Below are 10,435 nucleotides of genomic sequence, written 5' to 3'. Positions count from 1 at the left end.
GGCCAAGTACGCCTACGACGCGCTGGGTCGCCTGACCCAGACCCAGGACGGTACGACCGGCACGCCGATCGAAACCTATGCCTATGACGCCACCGGCAATCGCACCGCGCTGACCACGTCGGCAGGCACCGCCAGCTACACTTATCCCGCAACCAGCCATCGCCTGACTGCTGTGGATGGCGAGGCACGCAGCCATGACGCAGCGGGCAATACCACCAGTATTGGCAGCAAGGCGTTCACCTACAACGATGCCAACCGCATGAACGCGGTGAGGCAGGGTAACGCCACACTGGAGAGCTACGTTTACAACCACCGCGGCGAGCGCGTGCTGCGTACCCCGGCCGGTGGCGCGGCTCAGATCACCCTGTATGACGAGGCGGGGCAATGGCTGGGCAACTACTCGGCCACGGGCCAGGCGCAGCAGCAGGCCATCTGGTTGGACAACTATCCGGTGGCGCTGCTCAATGTGCCGGTCACCGGCGTGCCGGCACTGGCCTACGTGCAGCCGGATCATCTGGGTACGCCGCGCGTGGTGATCGATCCGGTACGGAATGTGTCGATCTGGGAGTGGAACAACAAGAGCGAAGTGTTCGGCAACCAGATCCCAAGTGCCGATCCGGACGGCGATGGTGTGGCCTTCGAACTGGCGCTGCGTTTCCCGGGCCAGCAGGCGACGGACGCGAGTGGGCTGTTCTACAACTACCAGCGCGAGTACGACCCGACGATGGGGCGGTATTCGCAGAGTGATCCGATTGGGTTGAATTCTGGCGTCAGTACGTATGGCTACGTGATCTCGAATCCCACCCGATTTACTGATCCGCTCGGGCTGACGACTACGCTGATAACGACATATAATTTCGGTATTGCAAACCACTCGGCGATTCATGTTTCGAGGCCTGGAAAGCCTGATTTCCTGTACGACCCTTCCGGCACTTACGCACCTGGTGGCCGTCGAGGAACAGGCGGGCTATTTGAGGGGCGCGACGCCAGCTTCGCCAGCTACAAGAAGTATCAGGTAGGAACTGGTAGTCGAGGTGTTTTTACAGTAATTCCTTTGACTCCCGAGCAAGAGTTGACTCTCATTGCGAACGCGGAGGAGTGGGGGGATGCGCGTGGATTCTGGTGTGCGAGCCATGTGTCCGGGGCGTTGGGCGGAATGTGTGGAATCAAGCAAACCCTCTTCCCAGGTGTTCTTCAAAAGAGTGCAAAGGCAGCGGAATGTCCAGTCAAGTAAAGGATAGAATTTTCTCATCGTTGATTTGCTTCACTCTATCTGCTTCTGTGAATTTTGCGGGATGGGTATGGATATCCGCTTTCATGAAGATAGGAGCGATGCGAGTTCCCTACGTACTGCTTCTCTCATTACTCCTTTCGGTCACATTCTTTGCGCTCTCTCGAGGCGAAAGTATGCGCCGCATCCCGCGAAGTTTAGTGGTGGGGTTGATCGCTGGTCTTGTACTCGGGGTCGTGGCTGTAACTTCTTCCAATCTGGCAATTGATGGAGGGGGGCGCTTGCTTCTAAAGAGCTTTGAGAGATTCGGAGCAACGGCATTGGTAGCAGACCTTTGGCCATCGCTGTTACTTGGAGGCTGGCTTGTGGGAGCGATCTCATTTTGCGGGGCATCGGCTTATTTAAGGCGAGCGTCCCTAGGGATGCCCTGAATAATTGCCACTGAGCCCCGGATTTCCATCATGCCGAATTAACCCATGCCCCGGCGCCACCGGTAATCGCACCTCGCTGCCACTTCAGCAGGCACTGCCAGCCACAACTATTCCGCAGCCAGCCACCGTCTGGCCGCCGTGGATGGCGAAGCGCGCAACCATGACGCAGTGGGCAACACCACCAGCATCGGCGGCAAGACGTTCATCTACAACGATGCCAACCGCATGAACGCGGTGAAGCAGGGCAATGCCGTGCTGGAAAGCTACGCTTACAATCATCGCGGTGAGCGCGTGCTGCGTACCCCGGCCGGTGGCGCAGCGCAGATCACCCTGTACGACGAAGCAGGGCAGTGGCTGGGCAACTACTCGGCCACGGACCAAGCGCAGCAGCAGGCCATCTGGCTGGACAACTACCCGGTGGCACTGATGAACACGCCGGCTACCGGCGTGCCGGAGCTGGCCTACGTCCAACCAGATCATCTGGGCATGCCGCGCGTGGTGATCGATCCGGTACGGAATGTCTCGATCTGGGAGTGGAGCAACAAGAGCGAAGTGTTCGGCAACCAGATTCCGAGGGCTGACCCGGATGGCGATGGTGTGGCGTTTGGGCTTGCGCTGCGCTTCCCAGGCCAGCAGGCGACGGCTGCGAGTGGGATGCTCTACAACTACCAGCGGGAATACGACCCGGCGGTGGGGCGGTATTCGCAGAGTGATCCAATTGGACTTGGTGGAGGTGTTAGCACCTATACCTATGCAATCGGCAATACAATTTCGCACGTTGATCCACTGGGTTTGAAAGACTCCCAGCCTGGAGTGACTGTGACAGAAACTGGCGCATATACGGTCGATTGGCGCTATTACGTGAATAGGACATTGGAAGCTCTTGGCTTTCCGGGGGCATTTGTCGCGGGAGCCAGCGACTTCGGCGGGCAGTATGCCAATCAATGGTCAGCCACACACGTGGTTGGTGGGTCTCATAACGGATGGGTTGGCCAGGATAAGTACTTCCACTGCATGGCGAACTGCGAGGCTGCACAGAAGGGTATGGGCGGATCAGCTGCTGCTCAGTGCATAAGCAACGGGCGCGAGTGGTTCGATCAAAGCATCAAGGGCGACTCTGCCGCTGACTCCGCTGCGGATCAGTTGGCAAATCGCCTCGGACGATCATCTGGACAAATGAGTCGTACGGGGAGTTGCTCGCAGATGTGCGGGAGCTATCGTCCCGGTGGAAACTTCCCCTACTGATGATTTGGACGCCTCAAATGTACGCCCCCAAGCTGCTCCCAGTCGTGATGCTGTCAATCGCACTTTCTGGTTGCATGGAAGTTGCCAGCACCGAGTATGCAGACCGCAATCAAGCCGTCTCAAGACAAGCAATCGGTGAATCGAAATGGTTGCCTTCATGGTTGCCTGAGGACGCAGTCAACATACGCGAGTCGCACGACATGGACACAAATGATTCGTGGCTGGTTTTCCGCCTGACCAGCGGGGTTCTTGCTTTGCCCGAAGAATGTAGGCTGGTGAGCAGGCCGGAGATGTCCGACGCGCGAGTCATGCGGAGATTTCCACAGTCTGCTCGCAGCGCGTGGTCACGAGCATCAAGCTATGGCGGCAAGTTCTATCTGTGTCCGGAGGGAAATGCTGGCCGCTGGGTCATGCGCGATGAAGAGCTGGGCCTTGTTTACAGCGGAATAAAGTTATAGGTGGCTGGGCGGTCTCACCTAGTAAGCGAAATGCGTGAGTGGCACGTGGCGATCTCCTTTCCCGGTGCCTGATTCGGCACTTTCCGGCCGAGCGTCGTGTGGGTTCGGGTATGTGTCAAATCGACCTTGCCACTTGTCCGTGTTCACGAATGGGAGGGCCGTGTAAGAAGATCGGATGGTCCGGCAAGCTTCAAGCACCCAGGCGTTCGGCAGGAAGATTGCTGGGCCGCGGTGACGACTGTGCGGGAGGACCTATGGGATATCGGCTCCATGGTCTATTGTGGCTGCAGCGCAGGTGGTGGATGGAGGCGAATGGACATGAAAGAATGCCTGAGAGAAAGAGGCGTGCTGTCGCCAACTGGCTTCTATGACCAATACTATGCGGAGAGTGGTCTGGATCAGGAAACCGTAGTGGAGCTGCTGGAGCATGTTGCAGACGAGCTTCGTTTGCCCTCCGGGAGGCTCCGTCCTGGAGATCGATTTTCGAAGGAACTGTCGCCTGGTGAAGCTCATGGTTGGGACTCGGGGTATGGGGTGTTGATATTCGAGCTTCAATCGCTCGCAAAAAAGCGTGGTATTGCAGTCGATCGGCGGGTGGATTCGCTCGACGACTACATTCGTATCATGGCGGGTATCTATTGATGAGATTGATGCATCCCTGAATGGCTAATCGGCGTAGACGTCGCAGTGCGTACTGAGAATTCGGGGATGCCGAAGGTGAGGTATGCCGCCGCTGTCGTTGCCGGTCTGGTTCTGGCCGGCTGTGCAACATCGGGTGGCGATATGATCGTGCGCGTCTCGGGAAGCGTGCCGCCAGGTCAGGGTGACGTTCGCGCTCTAGATTGTGAGCTGAGTATGCTCGGGGAGGACGAAGGTGTAGTTTCGTCGAAACCGGTTGGAAGCACATTCTCGGTCCCCATGATGGTCGTTGCAGGGCCGGAACCCAGAAGCTACCAATTCGCCGTCGAATGCAGGGATGGTCGAAGGTTCGCATCCAAAGAAGTACAGATCAGTAGTCGGCGGTCATATGCCCGGGATCTCAATCTTGGGGAGCTTCAGGAGCGGTGACCGGTGATCGTCCTCGCGCATCCCAGAGCTCTGATCGGGAATCTAGTACATGAGATTCATTTACGTGTTGCTCTTCATCCTTCTCACAGGTGCGGCGCTGTTTTCATTTCGCAAACTCCAACGAGGTGAGCTGGGCGAGAAGCCGGTTTATGCCGCTTTGCAAAGCGCCGAGCTGGAGTACAGACGCCAGCCGGTTGGCGACCTGATCTATGAAGAAGGGGGCGGGCATCTGCTCGCCGGGTTCTCTGTAGACGCGCAAGCGAGGGTTTGGGTTGCGTTGGACACAACGAGGGACAATGGGGATCTGTTTGTCGTCCCTATGCACGGGGAACAGAGAATCTCTTGTCAACTCGTCGATCAACTGGTGTCGGCCAATGTTGGATCAGCACAGGCTAGGCACGCGTTGAAGTCGTCTTGCGTGAAGTAGGGCGTTGCGAGGCTGAAGAAATTCCCCGTACACGCCGCAGCAATGATGGCGGCGGTGATTCGGTCGTTCTGTTGTATGGGTTTGGGGAATTCCAGTAGATGAAAGATTTCAACGCGCTCGAATGGTGTGACGCCACGTTGCTGGCCATCAACATTGATAGGAGCAAACCTGGCGTATGCGACGAGGTAAAGGTCCACGTGCGCTGGCCGGACGGCCGGCAGGCAACCGTCTGCTTCCCGGAAGCCTACGGGTGCTCGGCGCTCATGAACTTCGGCGTACTGGGGGAGGAGGGAATAGAGTTCGCCAGGGTCGAGGACGACGAGCCGGGGCTTGCTCATCTTCTTGATCGTTGGAAGGCGGTCGGCTATCCGCTGTCCGGCCTGAAGTGTTTTCGTATCGAGACCACCTCGACCGGTAGCGTCATTCTGATCTACGCCAGGACATGGCGGATCGAGCATCTGCCGATGGCGGGTGCAGTGCCCTGAAAGACATTCCGTGCCCAGATTCCTCACCCCCGACAAGGTCTCCCTCATCCGGCGGAAGGCGCCTGAGAAGACCGAGCGGAGATATCCTTGGGGTCATGATTTTTGGCCCTGCGGCGACGTTGGCCGCCACACTCTGCAAATTGGGACCTTGATGATGGTGAGGATCCTGACAGCACTACTTCTGATTGGAGTCGGACTTGGATTCTCTGGCGGCGCATGGGCTGTAGGAAAGCGGCCCTTCAAGATGCTCCAGTTCTGCGTGCATGACCAAGAGGGCGTGAATCGGTTCAAGCAGACCCTCAGCTCTATCGCCAAGGACGAAGGAATGCAGTTCTTCGATGGCAGCGCTGAATTGGATCGCCAGCTTGCCAGGGCAAAGGTGGACGTGAAACGCCCTGTCGTCTACATCGGAGTGAAGCGGGAAGATGGCTCGGGACTGGAGGCGGGGAACCTCGGATTGGATCGCTTCGAGATAGCTATTGGCTTCTCTGAACGGAAGATGCCCGCCGAGGCATGGTCATTCTCTTTCCGCGTCGAACGCGCTTTGGCAGATCGCTGGAATGTACACGCGGTTCCCCCGAACAAGGGGGCTGCGCCGACGGCGTGTCGGGCGGGAGGCGATCCTCGCTGAAGTCCGTTGCACATGGCATTCACCCTTCGGGCTGCAACCGCCCTACCGCCTGGGCGCACAACGACTGGCAGGCCATGACCAACCCCTCCATCACGCGGTCGCCCACGTACTGCCCGGGTTCGCCGTTCTGCCGGGTGCGTTCGGCTGCCAGCAGCATTTCCAGCACCACCCGCAACCCAGTCAACGCGCAATCGGCGTCGGCCAGGGCCAGGCAGCGGCCGGGCAGCTGGTGACGCTCCGGCCAAGGTTGTCCGTCGGCCGCCGCACCGGAGCCGATGCGGTGGAGATTGGCAATGAAGGTGTTCCTGTCCACTGTTGGCGCAGCCGGAGGCGAACCGTCGTCGCCGGCGGTGCTGCGGTGGGCGTGCAGATGCGGGAGGTCCGATTCGTTCATGGCAAGGCTCCGTGCAGGGCAATCGGTAGCCGCCACCCATAAAAGTGGCGGACGGTACGTGGTTCGAACACCGGGTTGATGTCAGTCCGGTGGGCCCGAAGGCCCCCACGCACCGCCCGCCATAGCCGGCAGACGGATTGCCAGCCGGCGCCACGCCAGGGTGGCGCCGGCTGGCAAGCGCATACATCAACATCAACTCGGGTGTTCGAAGCCCGGCCACCCTTTTCCGGTGGCACGCCATCTGAGCCCCTGGCGCTGTGCAATGCCAATCAGAAGAGTTGCAAACATCACTCGATTGGAGACGCTTTTGACATTGTCCTACGCTGTTAAGCCCCGCCAGTGCTGGCTGGCGTAGTGATCCGCCCGCAGCGTGCAATCTGCGACAGGTGTCGAGGTTGTCACGGCGAACGGGACGGGCGCGGAGGGCCTATCGCGACAGGCGGTACCAATTCAGGCTGCGTGCCTCCCGGGTTGACGCTTTCAACGCCCCAGCGCACTCTGCGGGCTGGGGTCGACAACCCGTTCAGGGGCAGGGCTGCAGGGTGGTACCAGGAGGCGGAACAGCCATGAGCCAACTCACCGACAGCTTCGGACGCAGCTTTCCGTACCTGCGCTTGTCGCTCACCGAAGCCTGCAACTTCCGGTGCAGCTACTGCCTGCCCGACGGGTACCAGGCCGATGGCCACCCGCGTTTCCTGCAGGTGGAGGAGATCGGCCGCCTGGTGCGGGCCTTTGCGGCGCTGGGGATGAGCAAGATCCGCCTGACCGGTGGCGAGCCCAGCCTGCGCAAGGATCTGGACGAGATCATCGCCACCGTGGCGGCGGTGCCGGGCATCCGCAAGGTGGCCATCACCACCAATGGCACGCTGCTGCCGCGGCGCCTGCCGGGCTGGCACCGGGCCGGCCTGACCGCGCTGAACGTGAGCATGGACAGCCTGCAACGCGAGCGTTTCCACACCATCACCGGGCACGACCGCCTGCCGGAGATCCAGCAGGGCCTGGCCCTGGCGCAGGCGCTGGGCCTGCCGGCGATCAAGCTCAATGCGGTGCTGCTGCGTGGCCTGAATGACGACGAGCTGCCGCAGTGGATGGACTACCTGCGTGACCGCCCCTTCAGCGTGCGTTTCATTGAACTGATGCGCACCGGCGACAACGAAGCCTATTTCCAGCGCCACCACCTGCGCGCCGACGTGGTGATCGAGCAGCTGCTGGCTGCCGGTTGGCACGAGCGGCCGCGCGCGGCCGATGCCGGCCCGGCGCGCGAGTTCGGCCACCCCGACCATCGCGGCAGCATCGGCATCATCGCCCCATATTCGCGTGACTTCTGCAAGGGCTGCAACCGCCTGCGGGTGACCGCCAAGGGCGACCTGCGGCTGTGCCTGTTTGGCGAGTTCGGCGTGCCGCTGCGTCCGCTGCTACAGCGCGATGAGGACCACGACGCGCTGCTGGCACGCATCACCACCCAGCTTGGCCTGAAAGCGGCCGGGCATGGACTGCACCAGGGCCAGACCGGGCTGACCCCGCACCTGGCCTCCATCGGAGGATGAGCAACACGATGAGTGGGGAATTGAACGCGGCCTTCCACATGGCCGATGTGCGCAACAAGCGCATCAGTCGCCGCCGTGCGGTGGCGGTGGGCGAGCTGCATGCCGGTCCAGTGGCCTATCCGCTGATCGTCGAGCGCCGCCTGCCAAAGGGCGATGCGCTGGTGATGGCCGAGATTGCCGGTCTGCAGGGCGCCAAGATGGCGTCGATGCTGATGCCGCTGTGCCATCCGCTGCCGCTGGAACTGGTGCAGGTGTTCTGCGCGCCGGTGCCGGAACGGCAGGCGATCCGCGTGTGGTGCGAGTGCGCCAGCGAGGCGCGCACCGGCGTGGAGATGGAGGCACTGGCCGGCGTCAACGCGGCGCTGCTGACCCTGTACGACCTGAGCAAGCCGGTGGAACCGGCCCTGCGGATCGAAGGCATCCGCCTGCTGTTCAAGGAGGGCGGCAAGCGCGGTGTCTGGCTGCACCCGGACGGCATGGACGAGGCCGAGCGTGAGCGGTTCAAGCCGCGTGCGCCGAAGGGCCTGGAAGGCGCGGCCTGCGCGGTGATCACGCTGAGCGATCGCGCCAGCGAAGGCACCTATGAGGATGCCTCTGGCCCGACCCTGGTGATCGGGCTGAAGAAGCTGGGGGGCGAGGTGGTGGCCGCCGAAGTGCTGCCCGATGGCATCGAGCCGTTGGCGGGCCGCCTGCAGGCGTTGGCTGCCGAGGGCGTGCGCCTGTGCCTGTGTACCGGCGGTACCGGGCTGGGCCCGCGTGACCTGACCCCGGAGGCGCTGCGTTCCTTGAATGCGCGGCCGGTGCATGGCCTGGCGCAGATGGTGCGGGCCCTGAGTGCGCAGCACACGCCGATGGCCTGGCTGAGCCGCGCCGAGGTGGTGCAGCTGGGCAACATGCTGGTGTTTGCATTGCCGGGCAGCCCCAAGGCGGCGGCACAGTGCCTGGACATCCTGGCGCCGGTGCTGGGCCACGCCCTGGCGATGGTCGAGGGTGGTGGCCACTGATGATTGCCTACAGCGAGGCCTTGCAGCACCTGCTGGACGCGGCCACGCCGCTGCCGGCCGAGCGCCTGCCGCTGCATGAGGCCGGCGGCCGTACCCTGGCCCGTGACATCCACAGCGCGCAGTCGCTGCCGCCGTTCGACAATTCGGCGATGGACGGCTTCGCGCTGCGCGCCAACGGTACGGCGTTCGAGGCCGGTACCGAATTCGCGGTGCAGGGCTGGCAGGCGGCCGGCGATGCCGGTGCCGACGGCGGCGAGGGCGCCTGGGAGATCATGACCGGCGCGCGCATGCCGGTCGGGCTGGATACGGTGGTGCCGGTCGAGAACGTCGAGATCCTCACCAGCGAAGATGGACGCCCGACCCGCATCGCCCTGAAGGCATCGGTGAAGCCGGGCCAGAACGTGCGCCTGCGTGGCGAGGATGTGAGCGACGGCGAGCGCGTGCTGCAGTCCGGGCAGGTGCTGGACATCAACGCGCGCACCTTGCTGCATGCCATCGGCGTGGCTCAGGTGGCGGTGGTGGCACGGCCGAAGGCGGCGGTGATTGCCACCGGCAAGGAGCTGGTGACCGAGGCGGCGCAGACGCTGGAATCCGGGCAGATCCGTGACAGCAACCGGCCGTACCTGGTCGGCCGCCTGCAGGCCGCCGGTGCCGAGGTGGTCTGGCAGGGCACGGTGGGCGATGAGGCGGCCGCCTTCAATGCCGTACTGGATCAAGCACTGGACGCGGGTGCGCAGCTGTTGATCAGCACCGGCGCGGTGTCGGCCGGCCGCTACGATTTCATTCCCGACGCGCTGCGCGGCCGGGGTGCGCGCATCGTGTTCCACAAGGTGGCGATCCGCCCCGGCAAGCCGTTGCTGTTCGCGGTGCTGCCCAATGGCGCGCTGTATTTCGGCCTGCCGGGCAACCCGGTGTCGGCTGCGGTGGGCCAGCGCTTCTTTGTCGAGCCGGTGTTGCGTCGCCTGCTGGGGCTGGCGCCGGAGCAGGTGCTGATGTTGCCGCTGCAGGCCGACGTGCGCACGCCGCCGGGCCTGCGCTTCCATGCGCGGGCCCGGGTGGAAGTGGACGCGCAGGGCCGCCTGAGTGCGCGCGTGCTGGCAGGGCAGGAGTCGTTCCGTTTGATGTCCATGCTGCAGGCCAACGCCTGGGTGGTGCTGGACGGCGAGGGCGGTCTCGCCCCTGCCGGCACGCCAGTGCGCGTGCAGGGCTGGGGTCATCAGGACCCTGTGCAGCTGGCAAGCCAGGAGCCGTGATGAGACAGGTGAATCTGCAATTGTTCGGTGCGTTTTCCGATCTGGATGCCAGCCGCGAGATCGCCGTGGATGTAGCCGGTGGCACCGTGGCCGATCTGCGCCAGGCGCTGCGCGAGCTGCTGCCGCTGCGTTGGCCGGGTTTCCGTGCCGGCTTGCTGGATTACTCGGCATTCGCCGACCAGCAACGCGTGCTGCGCGACCACGAGGCGTTGCCCGACGATGGCCGGGTGGCGATCCTGCCGCCGGTGAGCGGGGGCTGAG

The 10,435-nt window shown here is 62.6% G+C and carries 12 protein-coding genes and 1 pseudogene; 12 read left to right on the top strand and 1 reads right to left on the bottom strand.

Annotation, left to right across the window (positions count from 1 at the left end; all coding sequences use genetic code 11):
• The 8 genes and pseudogenes from AC5P8F_RS19110 to AC5P8F_RS19075 form a co-directional block, all read left to right on the top strand.
• Nucleotides 1–1,234, top strand: a 1,234-nt coding sequence (locus tag AC5P8F_RS19110) for an RHS repeat domain-containing protein (protein WP_495228800.1), incomplete at its 5' end; no start/stop codon positions are given.
• 483 nt (nucleotides 1,235–1,717) lie between these two features.
• Nucleotides 1,718–2,460: pseudogene (locus AC5P8F_RS19105) on the top strand (RHS repeat-associated core domain-containing protein); the annotation flags it as partial.
• Nucleotides 2,461–2,475: 15 nt separating this feature from the next.
• A complete protein-coding gene (locus AC5P8F_RS19100) occupies nucleotides 2,476–2,907 on the top strand; it encodes a hypothetical protein (protein ID WP_275428250.1) in 432 nt (143 codons plus the stop codon).
• A 17-nt stretch (nucleotides 2,908–2,924) separates the two neighbouring features.
• Nucleotides 2,925–3,365 (top strand): YbbD-related protein, encoded by a 441-nt coding sequence (locus AC5P8F_RS19095; protein ID WP_262225042.1) that lies wholly within the window; start codon nucleotides 2,925–2,927, stop codon nucleotides 3,363–3,365.
• A 318-nt stretch (nucleotides 3,366–3,683) separates the two neighbouring features.
• On the top strand, nucleotides 3,684–4,007 hold the full coding sequence (locus AC5P8F_RS19090; protein ID WP_126412432.1) for a hypothetical protein: 324 nt from the start codon (nucleotides 3,684–3,686) through the stop codon (nucleotides 4,005–4,007).
• Nucleotides 4,008–4,482: 475 nt separating this feature from the next.
• A complete protein-coding gene (locus tag AC5P8F_RS19085) occupies nucleotides 4,483–4,860 on the top strand; it encodes a hypothetical protein (RefSeq protein ID WP_049439435.1) in 378 nt (125 codons plus the stop codon).
• A gap of 98 nt (nucleotides 4,861–4,958) precedes the next feature.
• A complete protein-coding gene (locus AC5P8F_RS19080) occupies nucleotides 4,959–5,345 on the top strand; it encodes a hypothetical protein (RefSeq protein ID WP_495228792.1) in 387 nt (128 codons plus the stop codon).
• Nucleotides 5,346–5,622: 277 nt separating this feature from the next.
• The gene (locus AC5P8F_RS19075; protein ID WP_495228788.1) at nucleotides 5,623–5,976 is read left to right on the top strand and encodes a hypothetical protein; all 354 of its coding nucleotides are present in this window, start codon (nucleotides 5,623–5,625) and stop codon (nucleotides 5,974–5,976) included.
• 19 nt (nucleotides 5,977–5,995) lie between these two features.
• On the opposite strand, the gene AC5P8F_RS19070 is transcribed toward AC5P8F_RS19075, so the two are convergent.
• Nucleotides 5,996–6,370 (bottom strand): hypothetical protein, encoded by a 375-nt coding sequence (locus AC5P8F_RS19070; RefSeq protein WP_262093806.1) that lies wholly within the window; start codon nucleotides 6,368–6,370, stop codon nucleotides 5,996–5,998.
• A gap of 566 nt (nucleotides 6,371–6,936) precedes the next feature.
• Here AC5P8F_RS19070 and moaA point away from each other — a divergent pair.
• From moaA to AC5P8F_RS19050, 4 genes are read left to right on the top strand one after another with little or no spacing between them, the layout of a single operon-like run.
• Nucleotides 6,937–7,917, top strand: a complete 981-nt coding sequence (gene moaA, locus AC5P8F_RS19065; RefSeq protein ID WP_134966351.1) for a GTP 3',8-cyclase MoaA — start codon at nucleotides 6,937–6,939, stop codon at nucleotides 7,915–7,917.
• A gap of 8 nt (nucleotides 7,918–7,925) precedes the next feature.
• Nucleotides 7,926–8,921, top strand: coding sequence for a bifunctional molybdenum cofactor biosynthesis protein MoaC/MoaB (gene moaCB, locus AC5P8F_RS19060; RefSeq protein ID WP_049439441.1), 996 nt, complete (start codon nucleotides 7,926–7,928; stop codon nucleotides 8,919–8,921).
• Nucleotides 8,921–10,174, top strand: coding sequence for a molybdopterin molybdotransferase MoeA (locus tag AC5P8F_RS19055; protein WP_495220529.1), 1,254 nt, complete (start codon nucleotides 8,921–8,923; stop codon nucleotides 10,172–10,174). The genes moaCB and AC5P8F_RS19055 overlap by 1 nt, the downstream gene beginning before the upstream one ends.
• Nucleotides 10,174–10,434, top strand: a complete 261-nt coding sequence (locus AC5P8F_RS19050) for a MoaD/ThiS family protein (protein ID WP_005409914.1) — start codon at nucleotides 10,174–10,176, stop codon at nucleotides 10,432–10,434. Before AC5P8F_RS19055 ends, AC5P8F_RS19050 begins: the two co-directional genes overlap by 1 nt.
• The last annotated feature ends 1 nt before the right edge of the window (nucleotide 10,435 follow it).

The sequence above is a fragment of the Stenotrophomonas sp. YJH_SMC_69 genome, from assembly GCF_059370495.1.
This window is presented reverse-complemented; position numbering and strand designations above follow the sequence as displayed.

What these genes read in the sequence shown, in the direction of transcription:
- AC5P8F_RS19095 (WP_262225042.1), top strand. Translation starts at nt 2,925, where the DNA reads ATGTACGCCCCCAAGCTGCTCCCAGTCGTGATGCTGTCAATCGCACTT.
- AC5P8F_RS19090 (WP_126412432.1), top strand. Translation starts at nt 3,684, where the DNA reads ATGAAAGAATGCCTGAGAGAAAGAGGCGTGCTGTCGCCAACTGGCTTC.
- AC5P8F_RS19085 (WP_049439435.1), top strand. Translation starts at nt 4,483, where the DNA reads ATGAGATTCATTTACGTGTTGCTCTTCATCCTTCTCACAGGTGCGGCG.
- AC5P8F_RS19080 (WP_495228792.1), top strand. Translation starts at nt 4,959, where the DNA reads ATGAAAGATTTCAACGCGCTCGAATGGTGTGACGCCACGTTGCTGGCC.
- AC5P8F_RS19070 (WP_262093806.1), bottom strand. Translation starts at nt 6,370, where the DNA reads ATGAACGAATCGGACCTCCCGCATCTGCACGCCCACCGCAGCACCGCC.
- moaA (WP_134966351.1), top strand. Translation starts at nt 6,937, where the DNA reads ATGAGCCAACTCACCGACAGCTTCGGACGCAGCTTTCCGTACCTGCGC.
- moaCB (WP_049439441.1), top strand. Translation starts at nt 7,926, where the DNA reads ATGAGTGGGGAATTGAACGCGGCCTTCCACATGGCCGATGTGCGCAAC.
- AC5P8F_RS19055 (WP_495220529.1), top strand. Translation starts at nt 8,921, where the DNA reads ATGATTGCCTACAGCGAGGCCTTGCAGCACCTGCTGGACGCGGCCACG.
- AC5P8F_RS19050 (WP_005409914.1), top strand. Translation starts at nt 10,174, where the DNA reads ATGAGACAGGTGAATCTGCAATTGTTCGGTGCGTTTTCCGATCTGGAT.